Genomic DNA, 20,428 nt, shown 5'->3' with positions numbered 1-20,428 from the left:
AGAGACTATGATAGTATATAAGCATATGAGGAACTCCCTATATTTTTTTTTGTAAATTTCAACTTTGTAATTGCTATTATTATGAAATTTTAAAAAGGAATTGACAATAATTCTTATATATTAAAGTTAACAATAACGAATGGAGGAAATGAAATTATGTCGGATTTGCCAAATTGCCCAAAATGTAATTCAGAATACACTTACGAAGATAGAAGTCTTTTTGTTTGCCCTGAATGTGCTCATGAATGGACTTTAGAATTAGAAACCGAAAATAGTGAAGATAAAAAGATTATCAAAGATGCAAATGGAAATGTATTAAACGATGGTGATTCTGTAACGGTAATCAAAGACCTTAAAGTAAAAGGAAGTTCATCAGCCATAAAAAAAGGTACAAAAGTAAAAAATATACGTTTGGTTGATGGAGATCATAATATTGATTGCAAAATTGATGGGTTTGGAGCTATGGAATTAAAATCTGAATTTGTTAAAAAGGTATAAATTAAGTTTTAATGTAATATAATCGAAATAGTGAACTTCACCCCATTGAATGGACACAACTAAAAAAGAGTTGTAAAATTCATTTGATAGGGTGTTTTTTTATATAAATGATTCTATTCTTATTATACTTTCTATTTTGTTGACATTTTCTAGCTCTTTTATTTTTTCTAATGAATTTCCTATGTTTTTTTCTGAACTTTTATGTGTAATAAATCCTAGTGGTCCATGATCATCGTGCCTTACATCTCCAGTAACGGACATAATGCTAACATTGTTTTGCCCAAATATTTTCGCTATATCTCCTAAAACGCCTGCTGTATCTTTAACATTAAGTCTAATATAGAATTCTGATTCATTTTCTTCTGATTTTTTTACTTGTTTGAAATCATCTTTGTCATTTAGGCCCAATAAGTCAGAAGGTTTTACATTGTTTCTTAATATGGATATTATATCACCTACAACTGCACTTCCAGTTGGTAAATCTCCAGCTCCTTTTCCATATAGCATTAACTCTCCAACTGCATTTCCTTTTATCATAATAGCATTAAATGCATCGGCTACATTTGCCATTGGGTGGTTCGATGGGATTAGGGTTGGATGTACCCTTAGCTCTAATTTGTTATTTTCTTCTTTAGCTATTGCTAAAAGTTTTATTGTATAACCAAGTTTTTTAGCATATTCGATATCTATGTCACTAATACTTCTTATTCCTTCTCTATAAATACAATCATGATCTATCTTAGTTCCAAATGCTAGAGAAGACATTATTGCAAGCTTATATACAGCATCAAAGCCATCAACATCAGAGGTTGGATCTGCTTCAGCATAACCCTTTTCTTGAGCCTCTTTTAGTGCCTCATCAAAGCTAATTCCATCCATTGTCATTTTGCTTAATATGTAATTAGTTGTTCCATTTATAATTCCAATTATTTGCTCAATCCTATTGGCTGTAAGGCTCTCATTAATTTCACGTATTATTGGAATCCCACCAGCTACACTTGCTTCATAATAAAATAATACGTTTTCTTTCTCTGCCGTTTTAAATAACTCTTCACTACAGTTTGCAATAACTAATTTGTTAGCAGTTACAATGTGTTTTTTAGCTTTCATTGCGCGTATCATGTACTCCTTAGATTCTTTTCTTCCACCAATAAGTTCAACCACAATTTTTATGCTTTCATCATTTATAATATCATCAACATTATCTGTTAATATTTCCTTAGATATAATAATATCTCTTTTTTTATTTATATCTTTTACGAGTATTTTAGCGACCTCTATTTCATAATTTGAACGTTTCATTATTTCTTTTCTATTTTCGTGAAGTATCTTCCATACACCTGTCCCAACATTTCCAAAACCTAAAATTGCTATTTTCACCTTTTTCATATTAATTTTCCTTTCTAAACTTTAAAGTTATTCCTCCGTCACCGAAGGTGATGGAGGAATATAGTTAGGAACAAGTCCTTAGTTTGAAACCAACTGCCAAAGAACCATTAACTTTTTATTGAACTGATTTTTCTAGAGCTTGCGTCAAATCGTATATAATATCATCGATACCCTCAACGCCAATTGAAAGTCTTATCAAATCTGGAGTAACTCCAGCAGATTTTTGCTCCTCTGCGTTAAGCTCTGCATGAGTTGTACTTGAGGGGTGAATTACTAGAGATTTTGCATCTGCAACATTTGCAAGTAGTGAGAATAATTCTACACTATTAATAAATTTCTTTCCAGCTTTAAGACCGCCTTTTATTCCGAAAGTGAATATTGATCCTGCTCCCTTTGGTAGGTATTTTTCAGCTAATTCTTTATATTTGTTTCCTTCAAGTTCAGGATAATTCACCCATGAAACATTTGGATTCTTACTCAAAAATTCAACAACTTTCCTAGCGTTTGTTACATGTCTCTCAACTCTTAACGATAATGATTCCAAACCTTGAAGAAATAAAAATGCACTTTGAGGGCTAAGCGTCGCACCAGTGTTTCTTAAAAGTTGAACTCTAGCCTTTAAAGCAAATGCTGGAGCACCTAAATTAGCATATACTATTCCATTATAACTTTTATCTGGAGTTGTAAAATCAGGGAATTTACCGCTTGCTGCCCAATCAAATTTACCAGCATCAACTATAATTCCACCAATAGTAGTTCCATGTCCTCCAATGAACTTTGTTGCTGAATGAATAATTACATCTGCACCATACTCAATTGGACGACAAAGGAAGGGAGTTGCAAAGGTATTATCAATAATAAGGGGTATTTTATTTTCATGAGCAATATTCGCTACTGCTTCTATATCTAGAACATTTATTTTTGGGTTTCCCATTGTTTCGGCATAAAGTGCTTTTGTTTTATTCGAGATAGCTTTTCTAAAATTTTCAGGATCATCTGGATCAACAAATGTTACGTTAATTCCGAGTTTTCTAAGAGTAACATTAAATAGTTCATAAGTACCACCATATAGAGTGCTTGCAGCTACTATTTCATCACCTGAATTTGCTACATTAAGTATTGCATAGAATGTTGCAGCTATTCCTGAAGCTGTAGCAAGTCCTGCTACTCCGCCTTCAAGAGCGGCTACTCTTTTTTCAAAAACGTCTGTAGTTGGGTTCATTATTCTTGAATATATATTTCCTTCTTCTTTTAATTGAAATAAATTTGCTGCATGATCTGCATTTTTAAAAACATAAGATGATGTTTGATAAATTGGAACTGCTCTTGATCCTGTAGTAGGGTCTGGAACCTGCCCTGCATGTACCTGTAATGTTTCAAAACTTAATTTTCGCTCGCTCATATTAATTTCTCCTTTTATAATTATTTTTCTAAATAAAAGCTGCTCTCCTATAAGGAAAGCAGCATGATTAACTTTAATAAACAATAAAATTGTATCATAAAATTCGCTATCGTCCTTATCTTTCAGATTTTATAATCTGATGGAATTGACACCATTGCACTCTTTTTAAGAATGCTGGTTGTCGGGCATCATCGGGCCAGTCCCTCTGCCGCTCTGGATAAGTTGTATTCAGTTGTTAGTATTTAGTACATTATTTATTTAGATTTTTGGAAAAGAAAAAAAAGCTACTTTCCTATAAGGAAAGTAGCAATAGTTAACTTTAATAAACAATAAAATTGTATAATAAAATTTGCTAACATCCTTATCTTTCAGATTTTACAATCTGCAGGAATTGACACCACTACATTCGAATAAGAATGCTGGTTGTCGGGCTTCATCGGACCAGTTCCTCTGCCACTCTGGATAAGTTGTATTCGGTTATTAGTATTTAGTATATTACTCATAAAAACAATTGTCAATACTTTTTTTAAAAAGATAAAGATATTTTAATTATGACCTTTTATAATACTATAAGCTGCACTGAACATACCAAATAAAATGCCTGTAATCGGGAATATAATCCAATTAATGTGCCATAAATTAAAAAGTAATCCACTGACAAGGAAGACACAGACTGCTAATGGCCATACGATAGCAGCAACTGCACCAATAACTTTATTAGCTTCGGTTTTTTCTTTTGAAAACTCACCAATGTGTAAAAGTATACTAAAACTCTGCTTAATATTTCCAAAATATATGAAGATGAAAACGGCAATAGTAACCATCATAAGTAAAACAACTACTCCATAGCTAGATGCATTGTCGCCAAAAGCGGATGATACGAAAAGTGTAACTGGTGATATGATAAATATGCATACACCTGTTATTACAGATACCATATATGTTGATGAAAAAGCATTATATTTTTGCTCTATAATTGCTTTTACATTAAGAGGTAAATCAAAACCACTTTGTAGATATTTGTATTTTTCGAGCTTCATACCAGAGTAAATGAATAAGGCTACAGCGGGTACAAGTAGAATAAACAGTGCAATAATACCAAACATATCGCTGAAATCTTTTGAAATACCTTTACCGATAATGCCATTATCTACGAGAGTGGTAATTAATATTAATATAGCCGTTGCTACAATACATAAAGAAACACCAATACCCAACAATAAGCCAGATTTCTTTTTTGCAGCCATAAAATTATCTGCTTCTTCTTGTGTAATGGTTTTAAGTATAACATCATCTTTCGTGTACTCAATTCCAAGTTCATCAATTAATTCATCAATATTGCCAAATTCTGAAATTACAATACCAATAGCCTCATTTTCCGATTTTCCATTATTTTTATGTTCGTTATATTTTTCTTCCATGTTCCATAATAAATCATTTTTTAATTTAACCGTCTGGTTTGTTTTTGGTAGGACTTTAAACATATTATCTAAATAACTTTTTATAGTTTCCATTCTAATCCCTCTCCCTAATAAATTTATTAATAACTTCTTTCGTTAAGAGCCATTCTTCACATTTCTCTTTATAGTAGGTTAGACCTACGGGGGTAATTCTATAATATGTGCGTCTTTTACCAAAGGTTTCATCTTTATAGAAAGATTCGATATAGCCGTTCTTCTCAAGACGGTTGAATGCCGAATAGAGTGTGGTCTCTTTCATAACGTACTTCTCCTCTGATAATTTCTTAATATTTTTTGATATTTCATATCCGTAGGATTCGCCATCTTGAAGCATAAAAAGAATAATTGTATCATTATATCCTCGAATTACATCGCTGCTTATCAAATTATATCCTCCTTTGATTTTACTGCATCTGTAGTACTTTGTCTGTCGTAGTAATTTAAGAATAACACAATTACTACGACAGGTAAAGTATTTTTTGAAACTTGCCCAGTAATAGTCGTTGCTTTTATTTGTTTTTACAATCAATGACATAATAAAAAAATGTAAGGTTTATTTAAGGTTAATGTTATCAAGAGATAAGATTAGCCTTATATAATGTACTTATAGCAAGATAACACTTTATGATTGTTATTTACCGAAGGAAAATATTTACTTAAAGGAATACAAGGAGGTACAAAATGATATATTGGGAACTTAAAAAAATGTTCAAATCGAAAACTGGAATAATTGTAGTAGCAATATTTATTTTACTTTGCGGAGCAATGGCGTTTATAAAACCAGAAATGGAAACACAGAAATCACATAGAAATCAGCAATATGAATTAATTAAAGATACAAGAAAAGCAGAGGTAATTGCACAAGAGAAATTAGATGCAAAAATAGGGACAATAAAGGAAGCCGCAAATAATCAGCAGAAGGATGACTTTAGTAAAGGTATAAAAGAAATATCCGCTAAAAAGCTAAAAAGTATGGAAGGCACCATGTATAAAGAAGTTAGTTTCTGGAAGGTATTTGATTATAGAGCAACCAATACTTTTATGGCATTCTGTATGGCGGTAATTCTAATTATAGTTTGCTGTAATACATATACGGATGAAATTGTTTCTACAGTAGAAAATTTGATTCTTACATCAAAAAACAAAAATAGGGCTTTATATTCAAAATTGGGACTTGGAATATTAATACCAACAGTTCTATATGGAGGATATCTAGCAATTCAATTCATAGTGACAGTGATTCAATATGGCATGCCCATAAATGGGAAGCTACAAGCAATAAGAATAATAGATAATCCCATTTTAGTAAGGGATGCATATACTATAATTCAATTTATAGCAGTTAAGATAGGCGTAATGTTATTAATACTAGTTGTTTTAGGTGTGATTGCATGTTTATGTTCATTTATAACAAAAAGCTCAATAGCATCAACGAGTGGGTTTTTGGTTTTTGTTATTATTGGAAAAGTGTTAACTATGGTAAGTGTAATTCCAAGTAATGTTGGAATGGTATTAAATAATATTAATTTCGTAAATTTACTATTCTTTTTTCAGGGGTTTGCTGGGGCATATTATGGAAATGTAAAATTCTTTGGTATTAACTTTGACTTAATAAATCTTTGCCTTGGAATACTGGCGGTGACTATAGTGGCAGCAATTACATTAAGCATAGTATCATTTAAAAAAATATTAGTAAGATAATCAAAATTATAGGAGGAATAATTATGAACAAGCTTGAAATAAAAAATTTAACAAAAACCTTTGGAAAAAAGAATGCAAATAATAATATAACACTTACTTTAGAAAATGGTGTATATGGACTTCTAGGACCAAACGGAGCGGGTAAAACTACATTAATGAAACAAATAGTAACATTAACAAGACCTACTAGTGGAGAAATTATTTATAATGAAAAAAGTATTTATGATAAAGAGGATGAGTACCGAAATATTATTGGATATCTACCACAAGAATTTGGTGCATATAAAAATTTTACCGCAAAACAATTTTTGAAATACGTGGCTGCATTAAAGGGAATAGACAAAAATAAAGCCTGTGAAAAAATTGATGAATTACTAAACCTTGTTGGTTTATATGAGGTTAGAAATAAGGCGGTTGGTAAGTTTTCAGGTGGTATGAAAAGAAGAGTTGGAATTGCACAAGTATTATTAAATGATCCTAAAATAGTTGTACTTGATGAACCAACAGCGGGTCTTGATCCACAAGAAAGAGCAAGATTTAGAAATCTTATAGCTGATATGTCTAAGGAAAAAATAATAATACTTTCAACTCATATTATTTCAGATATAGAATCAGTAGCAAGAGAGACTATAATGATTAAAAATGGTAGCGTTATAATAAAAGGAAATCACAAAGATATATTAACTGGCATGAATGGAAAAGTATATAAGATTACAACGAATAAAGAAAATGAAGTTATGGATATACAAAGAGATTATAAAGTAGTTAACCTTCAAAGGGGTGCAGATGTTACAGAGCTCAGAGTAGTAAGCGATAAAATGCCTTTATATGCATCAGCGCAAAGCATAGAACCAAGATTCGAAGATGTATATATGTTTTACTTTGATTTAGAAAATACTAAGGAGGTGTAGCTTGTGGGAACTCTTATAAAATCAGAAATAAGGAAAATGTTATTTAAAAAGAGCATCATAATAACTTGGATTGTTTTACTTTTATTTAGTAGAATTTTAATTAGGGCAGATACAGGTGCAAAGGTTTGGGCAGATGTCTTTAGTAAAATCCCAGGAATCGTACCACTGATAGGATTGATAACCTTTATGATAATTTCAGCTGCATATACTCTTGAATATAGTTCTAATATGAATGAACTTATAAATACGACCCAAAATGGAAAGAAAAAGGTTGTAATGGCAAAAGGGATTGGGGCTGGCATAGCAACATCAATAGTTAATCTATCAATAGTACTTACAATATGTATAGATGGATTAATAAAATCTAATTTTAAAGGGCTAGATTTACCATTAAAAAAACTTTGGTATTTTGGAAATAGTGATTCAAACATAACTGTATTGCAAATGATGATTATACTTATAATAACAGTTATAATAGGTTCATTCTTTTTCTCACAATTAGGATTGTATCTATCAGCAATAAGTAAATCAGCTTCTATACCCTTTATTTTTGGAGGGTTACTTATGGGATTGCCATTTGTATTAGAAGGATTTGTAAATGCAAAATATCTTGGGGTAACTCCACTTTTCGGAATGATGTCTATGCAATTAATAAGATATCAAGTTCCGATCTCATTAATTATGATTCAAATAGTAATAGTTATTGCAGGCTTTATATTTTTACCAAAGCTTACCTACAAATCATTTATAAAGGAATAAAAAATATAATAAGAGAATTTCTATGGTATTATATAAGTAAGAGACTCAAAGACATTTCAGAAGACTAAACAATTATTAATTGTTTAGTCTTCTGAAATATTTAATATAAAACGTTAATGCATCTTCTATGAAGATGTTGCAGCTCCGCAGGAGATGATTTAAGAGGTGGTAATTATGAATAAATCAATTAATAAAAGTAAAATACTAATAGTTGATGATGAAGAGGATATATTGAGACTTTTATCTACTGTGCTTAGAAAAGAAGGTTTTGAAAATATATATACTGCAGGAATAGCAAAAGAAGCATTAGATTTAGTAGCGCGAATAAACCCTGATATTATTCTTTTGGATATAATGATGCCTGATAGAGATGGGTATGACGTATGCAAAGAAATAAGAAAGACTTCTAGAACGCCAATTTTGTTTATGTCGGCTAAAACGGAAGAGATAGATAGGATTTTAGGATTTGCGCTAGGGGCTGATGACTATATTTCAAAGCCATTTAGTCCAAAAGAGGTTGCATATAGAGTAAGGGCTCATTTAAGAAGAAATAATTACATTGGTGAAGATAATGTTGAAAAAAACAAACCCATAGTTTTTGGACCTTTTGAATTAAATGAGGAAAAGATAGAGCTTAAAAAGAATGGGGAGTTAATAGAGTTAAAACCAAAAGAATTTAAGATGTTAGCATACTTTGCAAAAAATCCGAACCAAATTCTGAGCAAGGAAAAAATTTGTAGTGGAGTTTGGGGAGAAGATTATATAGGTTTTGATAATACAATTATGGTTCACATAAGAAGGCTCAGAGAAAAAATAGAAGATAATCCTTCAATGCCAAAATACATAGTTAATATTAAGGGGCTCGGATATAAATTTGTTGTAAAGGATGAATAGATATGAAATTCAAATTAATGGCTAGATTCATGGGAACTGTCGTTTCTGTAGTTATAATTGTAATGATTATAAATATTGTTGCAGTCTTTTCTTTTGTGATTTACCGTGATACTACAAAAAGCACCGCGATAGAGAAAGAATCAGAAGTCTTAGGGGCAGAAGGATATACTAGAAATTTTAGTGAATGTATTGTAGGTAATAAAGAGGCTGTTTATGTAGATAGTGATGGAAAATTAAGCCTAGATAATAACAATGTATGGATACAAATATTGGATGAGCAAAGTAAAGAAATATATAGTTATAAAAAGCCAGAGAGTGTAAAAAAAAGATATACTCCTTTTGAATTGATTAATCAATATAAATATGCGGAAGAAAAAACCTTGGCAACTACTTTTATAGGAGAGAAACAAATAGGGGGACGTAAATACAGTTATATAATAGGATTTCCACGTGATAATATTCAAAGACAAGTATTTACTATTAACAATCATGATCTTGCAGAAACTATAGGTAAATTTATTTATATTATTTTGATATTAGATGCATTAATTGCATTATTTTTTGCATATTTATTCTCTAGAAGACTAACGAGACCTGTTAGCAACATAATAAATGGGGTTCTAGTATTGTCGGATGGAAAATATGATTTAAATTTACCTGAAAAGGGACTATATACGGGGGTCTACCGCAACTTAAACAATCTTTCATCAACTCTTAGGAGTAATGAAATAGAAAGAAAAAAACTGGATCAAATGAGAGAAGAATGGATTTCAAATATGTCACATGATATTAAGACACCACTGGTATCTATAAAAGGATATGCGGAAATTTTAAGTAGTGATGATTATGATTTATCAAAAGAAGAGATAAATCAGTATTCAAAAATAATAGAGAGTAAGTCTAATTATATAAAAGAACTTGTAGATGATTTAAATTTAACAACAAGATTGAAAAATAAAGTATTGAAGTTAAACAAGAAAAAAGTAAACATGGTTAGCTTGGCAAGAAATGCTGTAATTGACATACTAAACGATCCTAAGAATTATAAAGTAGATATTGACTTTATTTGTGATAATGAAGTTGTAGAAGTGATTGTGGACGATATTCTTATAACGAGGACTATAAAAAATCTGGTATACAATGCAATAGTTCATAATAAGGAGGGCGTAAATATAAAAGTATTGGTTGAAAAGAAGGATAATCTAAGAATTGTTATAAGTGACAACGGAAAGGGAATAAGACCGGAAGAACTAAACCTTATATTTGAAAGATATTATAGGGGTGCAAATACCGGAAAAGGTCATGAAGGCTCGGGACTTGGAATGGCTATTGCGAGTGATATAGTAAAAGCACATGATGGAGAAATTAAGGTGCTAAGTGAGCTCGGACGTGGTACAGAAATAGAAATCAATTTATAAATAAGTATTCGATTTAAAGATTTTATGAATATAATAAGAATGGAGATGGATAATGAATTTTATAGGTAATATTATTTGGTTATTATTTGGCGGAATCATTTCAGCTATTGCATGGTTTTTATCAGGTCTAATTTTATGCGTTACAATTATTGGAATACCGTTTGGTATTCAATGTTTTAAGATTTCAATATTTGTATTGTGGCCTTTTGGAAAAGAAATAGAGATTGGTGATTTTGGGGTTGGAGGATTGATTTTTAATGTCATCTGGATTATTTTTTTAGGATGGGAACTTGCCATAGCACACCTCATTACAGGTGTAATATTTTGTATAACAATTGTAGGAATACCATTTGGACTTCAGCATTTTAAATTTGCTCAACTTGGGCTCATACCTTTTGGGGCGAAAATACAATAGACATAAATTAGCTTCAGATTATTCATAGAAAATAGGTAGGCAACATAGTATTCTATGATGCTCTATCTATTTTTTTTATTTATATTTTATTTCACATCTACAGTAACCTCAGGATACTTTGAGGAAGAACCTTCAATAACAGAGCTTGGAGCTCTTGTACTTTTTAAATGTTTGTTGAAAAAACCTAAGATATAATCATTCATAATTTCTATTTGACGATTTTCCTTTATATCACCCAAAACCCCAGAGATTTTACCTAAGAAAGGCATTAGAGAGTTAAGGTCAGAAAAATTCATATGTTTTGCACCAGCTATATATACTACTGTGAAATTCTTTTGTTTCTTTGAATACCCATTGGGAATGTAAGGCTTTCCATGAGTTAATATCATAAATGGTTGATCTATAACTTTATCCGTTGAATCACCGAAGGGTGTGCCATCCATATTTATAAATGTTTTTACTCTATTATCTTGTATACAAAGTTGACCTGAGGCTGCTCCACCAAAGGAGTGACCGAAAGCCCCAATACTTTCTATATCTAATTTATTAAGGAAGATACTACTTATCTTACCGCTATTCATATCAATTATTTTATCTATTATGAAACTCATATCACTACTCCATAGCCGAACATTAGCATTAGATAATTTTGCATTTCTGATAATTGTTCTATCAAATTCAGCATCATTCTCATTAATCTTAGATTTCTTTGCATTATCGATAGCTTTACTCGTATCATTAGATAAGATAGTGGATTGTTTTTTGCTGTAGGGAGTTATTTTACCGTCAGGATATATGCATGCAAAATCATCAAAAGGATGACCAACTGAAAATACTACATAACCTTGACTAGCTAATTCTTCCATTTGAACTACATTAAGTCCATTAAACATTCCAGCACCACCTGAGAAAAGGATAATTGGATGCTTTTTTTCTTGGCCTAAAATATCTGCATTAAGATAGCTGTGAGTTTTTACTAAGGAAAAATGTCCGAAAATATCTGGTAAATTCATAGATTCAGAGAAGAAAGTCATAGATTCGCTACTATCAATCCAATTGGCAGTTTTTTTACCATTAGTATTTGAGGTGGGATACCATACTTGCACAGGAACATTTCGATATTCATTAGAATTGGAAAGTCTTTCTACTCTTGATAAATCTGTAAATGACATAATTTTAGTCCCAACTAGGTAAGGCCCCGTAGGTTTATGTAGGCGAACCACAGGAAAAACTAATGGGATAGCAATAGATATAAAGAGTGTTAAAATAAGTAAGCTTGCGCCAACTATATTAAGTGCTTTATTGGTTTTCTTTTTTTGTAATAATTGATTTAATATTACATGGGTTAAAATCACAAGTGAAAGTATAAAAGCTGGAACCATATGGACACGATATCCCTCAAAAATGATACTGAATATACCAGTTACAATTGTGATTAAAGGTAAATAAAATTGTATTTTCTTGTTTTTAAATAAAATAATATTTAAGCAAGAAAATAGAATTAGACATAGAAATATATTTTCTAAAGGTCTCATATAACATCATCCTTTCTTAAGTTGATTGATAATTTAGTAAACAGTAAGTACTCATGTTATATTGTATTAGCTTTGCCTTATAGCATCCTGTATTCTACCTTAAGATAACCTTAAATTATTTATAAAATATACAAATATGTTATAATAAAATTGTAAAAAAGAGTTGATTTTAATAAAACCCTTGACGGCTTAGTAATAAAAATAATTAAACAAAGAGGATATGCTATGTATTTAATAAAGGATAAAAAAATATTGATTGTAGATGATGAGCCCCAAATATTGAAGATGGTAGAAACTATATTTAAAAAAGAGGGTTTCTTTAATATATATACAGCCTCATCTTGCAGGGAAGCTATAACTCAGCTAGCTAGTAATAAGCCTGATATTGCAGTGCTTGATGTAATGTTACCAGATGGAGATGGATTTTCACTCTTCAATGAGTTTAAAAAGTATAGTGAAATTCCAGTTTTGTTTCTAACAGCAAAAGGGGAAGACGCAGATAAAATTTTAGGGCTTGGTCTTGGAGCTGATGATTATATAGTTAAACCATTTTTACCTAAGGAACTTACTTTAAGACTAAGTGCTATTTTAAGGAGAACTTATTCTAAATCAATGCAAGAGGAAGCGCCAATTATTAATCTTGAGTATTCTATTGTGGATTTAAGTAAAGCAGAATGTATAAAAAATGGGGAGAAATTTTGTTTAACTGCTAAAGAATATTCGATTTTGAGTGTTTTGTATGAAAATGCTAATAAAATTGTTACTACGAATACACTTTGCCTTCGTGCTTGGGAAGGCGAGACATATGGGTATGAAAATACTTTAATGGTACATATAAGACATATTCGTGAGAAGATAGAGGGAAAACCATCTTATCCTAAATCACTTATAACAGTTAAGGGACTCGGATATACATTGATTACTAAGAGTAGGTCAGCAGAATGAGAAATAAATCATTTAAAATAATTGCAAATTACATCATTATGATTATTTTAATTACACTAATAGCAATTGCATTGAATTATGCGGGTATTCTTTATGTTATACGGTGTAGTTCCTATATTGATGAACCACAAAAAAACGTAGAGAATATTGCAGAAGAATTGAATGGAAATAGCAATAAAGTATCTTTAAAGACATCAAAAATGATAAAAAACAATAACTTATGGGTACAACTTGTAAATTCTGATGGAAAGGTTATTTATAGCTGTAACAAGCCCAGAGATATAAGAGATTATTATTCTCTTGAAGATATTGCCAAATTATCTAGAAGTTATCTAAAAGATTATCCTGTTTTTGTATGGGAGAGTAAAGAAAACTTAGTTATTTTAGGATACCCCAAAGATTCAATAACAAAATATAATTGGTTTATTCCAACAAATAATAAAGAATCTATTCCAATGACCATTGTATATATAATTTTACTTAATGTAATAATTACTATTTTAGTATCCATTTGTTTAGGTAGAATATTTAACAAGCCCTTGAGAAAAATAATAAATGGAGTTTTTTTACTTAAAGATGAAAAAGAAGTGTCTTTAAAAGAGAAAGGTGTATATATAGATTTAGCCCAAAGCATAAATGAAACATCAAAAAGCATTATTGAGAAAAACAACAAAATTGAGCTTCGTGATAATGCTATTAAAAATTGGATAAGTGCAATCTCTCATGATGTAAGAACACCTTTATCTATGATTTTGGGTTATTCTGCGATGATTGAAGAGGATAAAGTTTTACCAAAGGAAGTTCAGGAACAAGCAAAGATTATAACGGAGAATTCTTTAAGGTTAAGAGAACTTATTACAAATTTAAATCTTGCAACATCTCTACAATACAACATGCAACCCTTGATTTTAACACATGCAAAATTATCTAACATAGTAAGAGAAGCAATGGTAAGCAGTATTAATAGTGGAGTGCTTAAGCATTGTAGCACTGAAATAGTTTTAGAAGATGAAAAAGTAGCTGCTATGGTAAACGAAAAACTCATGATAAGGGCTCTTATTAATATTATAATGAATAGTGCTAAGCATAATAAAGATGGATGCCATATAATCGCCACTGTAAAAAAATCAAAGGAGAATGATTCTGATGCTTCTATAATTATTTTAGATGATGGGTGCGGTATTTCAGAGGATAAAATTAAAAAGTTAAATGAGCAGGAAGATTTTAATACCCATATAAATCAAGAGCATGGACTTGGGTTAATTATTGTTAAAAATATTGTAAAGGCTCACAATGGAAAATTTATAATTGAAAATGGAAAGAATAAGGGGGTAATCTCAACGATAACAATTCATAGAGAACCTTTAGAGGTTACTACTTGGATTGGTGATTTTAAATATTTGTTGATACAATAATTAGGGATGGGTATAATTAATACAAGGTTAATTAAAATAGGAAATTAGTGACAGTATTATATTGGGTGTGTTATTTATTTAAAATAAGTAATTTGTAAAGTAGGTGATGGGTAAGTGGGCAAAGTATATGATAAAGTAGAAATAATAAAAAAATTAAAATCTAAAGAGGTAATTGATTTTGTAAATAAATACAATATTACAACTATAATTATGTTTGGAAGTATAACTAATAATGAATTCAATCAGGAGTCAGATGTTGACTTAGCTCTGCTAGCAAATAAAGAAATTGAGTTAGATAATATTTTAGACTTGGAGTTATGCCTACAGAATCTTTTAAATAGAGAAATAGATGTTTTAGATTTGAGGAGTGAAGTCCTAGATTTATTCGTAAAGATAAATATTTTAAATACTGGAAAGGTTATTTATTCACAAGATAATAGTAAATCTTTAGATATATTATATGATGAAACTGATAGAATATATAAAGAAAATGAGAACTTTATATATTTTAGAAAGGGGGATGTATTATCATGAATCAAGAAAGATTAATGAAAATAATTGAAGACATGCAAGAATGCATTGCAGATATAAATGAATGCGTAGAGGTACTCGCGAATAGAAAAGATGATAAACTAATTATTAAATTATCAAAATCAAGTTTAAGACAATTATTTGTTAGCTTTCATACCATATTAGAAGACTTTTGCTCTATAGTTCTTAAAGAAATAAAAAAGTATAGAATAGGAGTAACGCTACATGAAAGTCTAAATATATTAAAGGAAAGTGGAATTATAAAAGAGGACACATATATATTTCTTGAAAGATCCAGGCTTATTAGAAATAGAATATCACATAGATATAAGGAGCCTAAACATGAAGAGCTACTTGAGCATATTTTGAAGTATAATAACAACTTGGAGGATATAGTTAAAATATCTAAGTCATATGTACGATAGAAGAGGTTGTTTAGGCAAGCTCAGTAATATTTATACCCCGTTCAGCCAGGGTAATTGTTCTATCGACATTTAAAATTAATAAATTCAATTCATCCCTTAATGCTTTTGTTATTGCTTTTAATATAGGTTATGTTAGACATAAATAGCGATATTGTATATATTCCCATATGGTGAAAAGGCTTTATGTAATATAAATCTCCTTCTGAAGAAGTTATTGTATTAGGTTCGGTTGCTATTGAAATTACAAACGAAGTTAAGAAGAATAGATTTTCCAAGGGTAAGTAAAGATACATATTAAAAAACAAATAAAGCAAACATTTTAGACAATTGATTTTAATATTGTTTATATATAAACAATATATGATCTTTATACTAATAAATGCTTGCTTTTTACAGTGCAAGAAAGCTTGGGTATAATATTACTGGTTCGTCTGAATATGGACATGGAACAAAAGTATCAATTCATTTTCTAAATTGGAGGATCTTTTTTCAGCTCAACCAGATCCCATAGGTTCCCGTATAGATCCTTAAATACTGCAACAATTCCATAAGATTGGTCTTTTGGTTCTCTCACAAATTCTATTCCCTTTGAGATCATTTCATTATAATCTCTCCAAAAATCATCAGTGCTTAAAAATAGAAAAACTCTACCACCTGCCTGGTTACCTACAAATGGATCTTGCTCAGATTTAGATGCTTTTGCAAGTAATATTGTAGTGCCGATTGGACCAGGTGGAGATACTACTACCCAACGTTTATCTTGTTCTGGCTGATAAGTATCTTCGATTAATGTAAAATTAAGTTTCTTCGTATAAAATTCTATTGCTGCATCATAATCCTTCACAACTAGAGCTATGTGGATAATTGATTGAATCATTTTCTCAACTCCTAACTTCTCCTAATTTTGTACTTTCTTATATAAGCTGTATTTTTATAATCATTTTATAATTATATCATATTTACCAATATTAAAGCATTAGAACTTTTACCAAGCTATTTGATTTAACTGTTCTTAAAAGCAATTTGTCGTGAATTGCAATGTCAACCTTGTGATTTATTAGAATATGAAGAATAATACATGTATAAGTTGCTAAACGTATTCCTACTCGAGCATCAACTAAAAAGGCAGTAATGCCTTTTTATATTACAACACTTTCTAATGAAGAAGAAACATCTAACTTATCAAATATATTGTGAGACACCAGGAGCATAAATGCTCGTTTTTTAGCTCATTTACGGTATACAGCAGACGAACGCGAACTAATAGCTTTAACAATTTTAAAGTATACTTAATATAACTATATTTTTAAAACAATTACATAAATAATATATACTTGTATATAAATTTGTATCATTGTATAATTAAAATTGGCATTTTGGGTAGTTTATAATAAAATCTTGAAAATATTATAGAGAGAAACTATAAAATATAAAGAAAAGGATGAAAAATATGACTAAAAAACTAAATCTAATTAAAAGACTAATTTTATTTTTTATAGGAATGAGTATAATACAGATTGGGGTAGCTTTGTTTTTAAAAACTAATATTGGTTCTGATCCGTTTACCTTATTCACTCAAGGATTAGCATTTTTATTAAAGAAAACGCCTGGGAATGCTAATATGATTATTTTATTTGTAGTGGTTTGCATAATACTTTTAGTTGAAAGAACTCGTATAAATATAGGAACAATTATATGCGTGGTTGGAGTAGGCCCCATTATGGACCTTGGAGTAAAGGCTGTTTCATTTTTACAAATTGAATCTTTAAATATTGTTATAAAAATACTTTTAGTTGTACTCGGCTGTGTTCTAATTGCAATTGGATTTTCTATACTTTCAGCAAGTAATCTAGGTGTTGCACCAAATGATATTATTCCATTTATAATAAAAGATAAAACTAATTTAGAATATCGTTGGATTCGTATGGCATTAGATGCTATCTTTTTAATAATAGGATTTGCATTAGGCGGGATATTCGGTATAGGTACAATAATATCTGTATTGTTAACAGGTCCATGCATACAATTTTGCCTTCCATATGGAGAAAAGTTGGTAAATGCCATTGTTAAAAATCAAGATGAAGATGTGAAGGAAGAAAATGTATATTTGGAAGCTTAAATTTAATTATAATAATGGATTGTAAAAGAAAGGTTTTCTATAATGATAGCAGGACTATAGGAATATTTAAGGATATTAAAAGAGCAAAATAATAATAAAAACAACCATCTGGAGCTAAAATGGATCCTATATGATAGACACTAAAAAAGTCTATTCATATGGGATTTTTTTTGTACAATTAAATTAGAAAGGTTGTGAGCATTATGAGTAAAAAAGTATTTACTAATGAACAAATTTTAGCGCTCTCAAAAAACAGATATATTAAACGAGTTAGTGAAAAAGGAATTACATATACAGATGAGTTCAAATCCTTATTTGTAGCTGAGCATATAATGGGGAAATTATCGTCTCAGATTTTTCAAGATGCAGGGTTCGATATAGAAACACTTGGTAATACTAGAATCAAGTCTTCTAGTAAGAGGTGGCGCAAGGCTTATAAGGAATCTGGCGAATTAGGCCTTAGAGATACTAGAAAATTCAGCAGTGGACGCCCACTTAAACGTGAATTAACCCTAGAAGAAATAATCACAAGAAAAGATGCTGAGATTGAATACTGGAAGGCAGAAGCAGAACTATTAAAAAAAATCGAGCTGCAAGAAAGGCAGGTGAAAAACGGTAGTTTAAGGATCTCTTCAATTTTTGCACTTATTCAGAACATTCTCTCTAAATCTAAATATAAAAATATGATTAGACATCTATGTGGTGTAATTGGAGTATCAAGATCAGGTTATTATAATTACCTAAAATCAGAATCTACACGTAATATTCGAGAACAAAGAGATTTACAATTAAGGAAAATAGTTCTTAAGGCATTTGAACATAGGGGTTACAAGAAGGGTTCACGTTCTATTAAGATGGTACTCGAGCAAGAGTTCAATTTAATTATTAATAGAAAATGTATTCAAAGAATTATGCGTAAATATAATATCAAATGTCCAATTAGGAAAGCAAATCCTTATCGTAGGATGATGAAAGCAACTCGAGAACATACTGTTGTACCAAATCTTTTAAATAGAAAATTCAAACAGGACATAGCTGGAAAGGTTTTGTTAACGGATATCACTTATATGCCATATGGAGCTTCTTGTATGGCTTATTTATCAACAATTAAAGATGCTTCTACAAACGAAATACTTTCATACCACCTGTCTAAGCGCATTACATTAGATATTGCAACGGAAACGATTGAAAGATTAATTAGACGTCATAAGAAATTATTGACTTCAGAATCGTTTATACATTCTGATCAAGGGGCTCATTATACCAGTCCCAAATTTCAAAAACTACTTAAAAAATATAAACTTGGACAGTCAATGTCTAGAAGAGGAAACTGTTGGGACAATGCCCCACAAGAATCATTTTTTGGTCATATGAAGGATGAGATTGACTATAAAAGTTGTGATACATTTACTGATTTACAGAATCTAATTGATAATTATATGGATTATTATAACAACTATAGATATCAATGGGGATTAAAAAAGTTGACTCCTGTACAATACAGAAATCAACTTTTAGTTGCATAGTCTTTTTTAAATGTCCTTGACATAGGATCCATTTTAAGCTCAGATGGTTGTTTTTATTGGTTTACTATAACTCTATTATTGAAAGGAATAAAGTGGCGTTAGCTAGACCAACGACCATCAATGGTGAAAACCATTTTATAACCAGCTTCTTTTACAGCCGCAATGGCACTTTTAGGAGAGTATAGAGAGTAGTAGAAATAAATACATAAAGTCTTTTTTATATTTAGTTCTCTTTTAAAATAAGATACATATAATAATTACTGAATAGAAAAAGGAGTGATGTTAATGTCAAAGTTTGAAGATAACTGTGGTTGTGAAAAAAAGCATGAGGATAACTGTTGTAAAAAAGAAAAGCAATTCCACGATCATGAATTCTTAGGAAGCACTAGATTAGCAGAATTAAATAGTGCAGATACTCATAATCATAGATTTGCTGGAGTATCAAGTCCTGCAATACCAGTTCAAGGTGGGCATGTTCATAAAGTTAAATCAAGAACAGACTTTTTTGACCACTTTCATGAATTTGAAGCAACTTCAGGTTTAGCAATACCTGTTGGCTGTGGTAAGCATGTTCATTTTGTAAAGGCTAAAACTAATGTCGTTGATGACCATTTCCATGAATTAATATTTGCTACACTTATAGAAGCTCCGATATTTGAAGAAGAAGCTTAATATAAGAGTTAAGTTAAGGTATTGCTGTAAAAGGCAGTGAATGCTAACACACGTACTAACATCATTCCACATAACAAGGCTGCAATCCTTTAAAATAGGTTTAAAGGATTGCAGCCTTATTAATGCTTTGTTATAATGGTCTACCTATAGAGTATGAAGACAGTTCTGCAAGATATGGTCTATCAGATATTGTTGATTAGTTTCTCATACATAATCGTGAAATACATGTTCCGGTCGATGATTCTATATTAAAGGTTGTAGATAAACAGCAGAGAATCATTAAACTTTGATTTAAGAGAAATTAAAATAATGAAATAGTTTGGTACACGAATAACTTTCGTGTATCTTTTTTTATGAAATTGAAAAGAATAAATTTAATGTTAGAATCTAAAGAATAGGTAAAGAAGGGCAGA

At 30.3% G+C, this 20,428-nt stretch carries 21 protein-coding genes and 2 riboswitches; of the genes, 15 read left to right on the top strand and 6 right to left on the bottom strand.

Features of this window, described 5'->3' with window-relative positions:
• Positions 1-156 precede the first annotated feature (156 nt).
• Complete coding sequence (locus tag ACWJJ7_RS09530; protein ID WP_462961917.1) at positions 157-498, top strand: zinc ribbon domain-containing protein YjdM; 342 nt, start codon at positions 157-159, stop codon at positions 496-498.
• A gap of 99 nt (positions 499-597) precedes the next feature.
• Here ACWJJ7_RS09530 and ACWJJ7_RS09525 read toward each other — a convergent pair whose 3' ends face one another.
• The 4 genes from ACWJJ7_RS09525 to ACWJJ7_RS09510 form a co-directional block, all read right to left on the bottom strand.
• Positions 598-1,887 (bottom strand): homoserine dehydrogenase, encoded by a 1,290-nt coding sequence (locus ACWJJ7_RS09525; RefSeq protein WP_462961916.1) that lies wholly within the window; start codon positions 1,885-1,887, stop codon positions 598-600.
• Between the two features lie 115 nt (positions 1,888-2,002).
• Complete coding sequence (locus ACWJJ7_RS09520) at positions 2,003-3,289, bottom strand: O-acetylhomoserine aminocarboxypropyltransferase/cysteine synthase family protein (RefSeq protein ID WP_462961915.1); 1,287 nt, start codon at positions 3,287-3,289, stop codon at positions 2,003-2,005.
• A 112-nt stretch (positions 3,290-3,401) separates the two neighbouring features.
• A riboswitch (SAM riboswitch) is annotated at positions 3,402-3,513 on the bottom strand.
• Positions 3,514-3,647: 134 nt separating this feature from the next.
• Positions 3,648-3,758, bottom strand: a riboswitch (SAM riboswitch).
• A gap of 76 nt (positions 3,759-3,834) precedes the next feature.
• Positions 3,835-4,803, bottom strand: coding sequence for a permease prefix domain 1-containing protein (locus ACWJJ7_RS09515; RefSeq protein ID WP_462961914.1), 969 nt, complete (start codon positions 4,801-4,803; stop codon positions 3,835-3,837).
• Position 4,804: 1 nt separating this feature from the next.
• Positions 4,805-5,134 (bottom strand): PadR family transcriptional regulator, encoded by a 330-nt coding sequence (locus tag ACWJJ7_RS09510; RefSeq protein WP_462961913.1) that lies wholly within the window; start codon positions 5,132-5,134, stop codon positions 4,805-4,807.
• Between the two features lie 296 nt (positions 5,135-5,430).
• Here ACWJJ7_RS09510 and ACWJJ7_RS09505 point away from each other — a divergent pair, with 296 nt between their 5' ends.
• The 6 genes from ACWJJ7_RS09505 (at position 5,431) to ACWJJ7_RS09480 (ending at position 10,847) form a co-directional block, all read left to right on the top strand.
• Complete coding sequence (locus ACWJJ7_RS09505) at positions 5,431-6,450, top strand: hypothetical protein (RefSeq protein WP_462961912.1); 1,020 nt, start codon at positions 5,431-5,433, stop codon at positions 6,448-6,450.
• Between the two features lie 23 nt (positions 6,451-6,473).
• The gene (locus tag ACWJJ7_RS09500; RefSeq protein ID WP_462961911.1) at positions 6,474-7,361 is read left to right on the top strand and encodes an ABC transporter ATP-binding protein; all 888 of its coding nucleotides are present in this window, start codon (positions 6,474-6,476) and stop codon (positions 7,359-7,361) included.
• Between the two features lie 3 nt (positions 7,362-7,364).
• Positions 7,365-8,120 (top strand): hypothetical protein, encoded by a 756-nt coding sequence (locus ACWJJ7_RS09495; RefSeq protein WP_462961910.1) that lies wholly within the window; start codon positions 7,365-7,367, stop codon positions 8,118-8,120.
• Between the two features lie 174 nt (positions 8,121-8,294).
• Positions 8,295-9,014, top strand: coding sequence for a response regulator transcription factor (locus ACWJJ7_RS09490; RefSeq protein ID WP_462961909.1), 720 nt, complete (start codon positions 8,295-8,297; stop codon positions 9,012-9,014).
• A gap of 2 nt (positions 9,015-9,016) precedes the next feature.
• Entirely contained in the window at positions 9,017-10,432 is a 1,416-nt protein-coding gene (locus tag ACWJJ7_RS09485) for a sensor histidine kinase (protein ID WP_462961908.1), read from the top strand.
• A gap of 52 nt (positions 10,433-10,484) precedes the next feature.
• Positions 10,485-10,847: a YccF domain-containing protein gene (locus tag ACWJJ7_RS09480; protein WP_462961907.1), complete on the top strand. Its 363-nt coding sequence runs from the start codon at positions 10,485-10,487 to the stop codon at positions 10,845-10,847.
• Positions 10,848-10,933: 86 nt separating this feature from the next.
• Here ACWJJ7_RS09480 and ACWJJ7_RS09475 read toward each other — a convergent pair whose 3' ends face one another.
• Complete coding sequence (locus ACWJJ7_RS09475; RefSeq protein WP_462961906.1) at positions 10,934-12,382, bottom strand: alpha/beta hydrolase; 1,449 nt, start codon at positions 12,380-12,382, stop codon at positions 10,934-10,936.
• A gap of 225 nt (positions 12,383-12,607) precedes the next feature.
• On the opposite strand from ACWJJ7_RS09475, the gene ACWJJ7_RS09470 reads away from it, so the two are divergent.
• The 4 genes from ACWJJ7_RS09470 to ACWJJ7_RS09455 all read left to right on the top strand — a co-directional run bounded on the left by ACWJJ7_RS09470 (position 12,608) and on the right by ACWJJ7_RS09455 (position 15,698).
• On the top strand, positions 12,608-13,327 hold the full coding sequence (locus ACWJJ7_RS09470) for a response regulator transcription factor (RefSeq protein WP_462961905.1): 720 nt from the start codon (positions 12,608-12,610) through the stop codon (positions 13,325-13,327).
• Entirely contained in the window at positions 13,324-14,742 is a 1,419-nt protein-coding gene (locus ACWJJ7_RS09465) for a sensor histidine kinase (RefSeq protein ID WP_462961904.1), read from the top strand. The genes ACWJJ7_RS09470 and ACWJJ7_RS09465 overlap by 4 nt, the downstream gene beginning before the upstream one ends.
• 114 nt (positions 14,743-14,856) lie before the next feature.
• Positions 14,857-15,276 carry a type VII toxin-antitoxin system MntA family adenylyltransferase antitoxin gene (mntA, locus tag ACWJJ7_RS09460; protein ID WP_462961903.1) on the top strand — a complete coding sequence of 140 codons (420 nt, stop codon included), beginning with the start codon at positions 14,857-14,859 and terminating at the stop codon, positions 15,274-15,276.
• Positions 15,273-15,698 (top strand): HepT-like ribonuclease domain-containing protein, encoded by a 426-nt coding sequence (locus ACWJJ7_RS09455; protein WP_462961902.1) that lies wholly within the window; start codon positions 15,273-15,275, stop codon positions 15,696-15,698. Before mntA ends, ACWJJ7_RS09455 begins: the two co-directional genes overlap by 4 nt.
• Positions 15,699-16,167: 469 nt before the next feature.
• Here the strand turns inward: ACWJJ7_RS09455 and ACWJJ7_RS09450 are convergent, their stop codons facing one another.
• Positions 16,168-16,575 carry a VOC family protein gene (locus tag ACWJJ7_RS09450; RefSeq protein ID WP_462961901.1) on the bottom strand — a complete coding sequence of 136 codons (408 nt, stop codon included), beginning with the start codon at positions 16,573-16,575 and terminating at the stop codon, positions 16,168-16,170.
• Between the two features lie 129 nt (positions 16,576-16,704).
• Between ACWJJ7_RS09450 and ACWJJ7_RS09445 the strand changes: the two genes are divergently transcribed.
• The 4 genes from ACWJJ7_RS09445 to ACWJJ7_RS09430 all read left to right on the top strand — a co-directional run bounded on the left by ACWJJ7_RS09445 (position 16,705) and on the right by ACWJJ7_RS09430 (position 20,015).
• Positions 16,705-16,773, top strand: coding sequence for a helix-turn-helix domain-containing protein (locus ACWJJ7_RS09445; protein WP_462964971.1), 69 nt, complete (start codon positions 16,705-16,707; stop codon positions 16,771-16,773).
• A gap of 375 nt (positions 16,774-17,148) precedes the next feature.
• Positions 17,149-17,817 (top strand): YczE/YyaS/YitT family protein, encoded by a 669-nt coding sequence (locus ACWJJ7_RS09440; RefSeq protein WP_462961900.1) that lies wholly within the window; start codon positions 17,149-17,151, stop codon positions 17,815-17,817.
• A gap of 203 nt (positions 17,818-18,020) precedes the next feature.
• On the top strand, positions 18,021-19,343 hold the full coding sequence (locus ACWJJ7_RS09435) for an IS3 family transposase (RefSeq protein ID WP_462961899.1): 1,323 nt from the start codon (positions 18,021-18,023) through the stop codon (positions 19,341-19,343).
• Positions 19,344-19,628: 285 nt separating this feature from the next.
• On the top strand, positions 19,629-20,015 hold the full coding sequence (locus ACWJJ7_RS09430) for a YmaF family protein (RefSeq protein WP_462961898.1): 387 nt from the start codon (positions 19,629-19,631) through the stop codon (positions 20,013-20,015).
• Positions 20,016-20,428: the final 413 nt, after the last annotated feature.

It is taken from the genome of Clostridium sp. CM042 (genome assembly GCF_055080995.1).
Note: the sequence above shows the minus strand (reverse complement) of the source record. Positions and strands in the feature narration are given on the sequence as shown.

Bases quoted from the DNA above. Each gene is read 5' to 3' on its own strand.
- ACWJJ7_RS09530 (WP_462961917.1), top strand. From the start codon at position 157: ATGTCGGATTTGCCAAATTGCCCAAAATGTAATTCAGAATACACTTAC.
- ACWJJ7_RS09525 (WP_462961916.1), bottom strand. From the start codon at position 1,887: ATGAAAAAGGTGAAAATAGCAATTTTAGGTTTTGGAAATGTTGGGACA.
- ACWJJ7_RS09520 (WP_462961915.1), bottom strand. From the start codon at position 3,289: ATGAGCGAGCGAAAATTAAGTTTTGAAACATTACAGGTACATGCAGGG.
- ACWJJ7_RS09515 (WP_462961914.1), bottom strand. From the start codon at position 4,803: ATGGAAACTATAAAAAGTTATTTAGATAATATGTTTAAAGTCCTACCA.
- ACWJJ7_RS09505 (WP_462961912.1), top strand. From the start codon at position 5,431: ATGATATATTGGGAACTTAAAAAAATGTTCAAATCGAAAACTGGAATA.
- ACWJJ7_RS09500 (WP_462961911.1), top strand. From the start codon at position 6,474: ATGAACAAGCTTGAAATAAAAAATTTAACAAAAACCTTTGGAAAAAAG.
- ACWJJ7_RS09490 (WP_462961909.1), top strand. From the start codon at position 8,295: ATGAATAAATCAATTAATAAAAGTAAAATACTAATAGTTGATGATGAA.
- ACWJJ7_RS09485 (WP_462961908.1), top strand. From the start codon at position 9,017: ATGAAATTCAAATTAATGGCTAGATTCATGGGAACTGTCGTTTCTGTA.
- ACWJJ7_RS09480 (WP_462961907.1), top strand. From the start codon at position 10,485: ATGAATTTTATAGGTAATATTATTTGGTTATTATTTGGCGGAATCATT.
- ACWJJ7_RS09475 (WP_462961906.1), bottom strand. From the start codon at position 12,382: ATGAGACCTTTAGAAAATATATTTCTATGTCTAATTCTATTTTCTTGC.
- ACWJJ7_RS09470 (WP_462961905.1), top strand. From the start codon at position 12,608: ATGTATTTAATAAAGGATAAAAAAATATTGATTGTAGATGATGAGCCC.
- ACWJJ7_RS09465 (WP_462961904.1), top strand. From the start codon at position 13,324: ATGAGAAATAAATCATTTAAAATAATTGCAAATTACATCATTATGATT.
- ACWJJ7_RS09455 (WP_462961902.1), top strand. From the start codon at position 15,273: ATGAATCAAGAAAGATTAATGAAAATAATTGAAGACATGCAAGAATGC.
- ACWJJ7_RS09450 (WP_462961901.1), bottom strand. From the start codon at position 16,575: ATGATTCAATCAATTATCCACATAGCTCTAGTTGTGAAGGATTATGAT.
- ACWJJ7_RS09440 (WP_462961900.1), top strand. From the start codon at position 17,149: ATGACTAAAAAACTAAATCTAATTAAAAGACTAATTTTATTTTTTATA.
- ACWJJ7_RS09435 (WP_462961899.1), top strand. From the start codon at position 18,021: ATGAGTAAAAAAGTATTTACTAATGAACAAATTTTAGCGCTCTCAAAA.
- ACWJJ7_RS09430 (WP_462961898.1), top strand. From the start codon at position 19,629: ATGTCAAAGTTTGAAGATAACTGTGGTTGTGAAAAAAAGCATGAGGAT.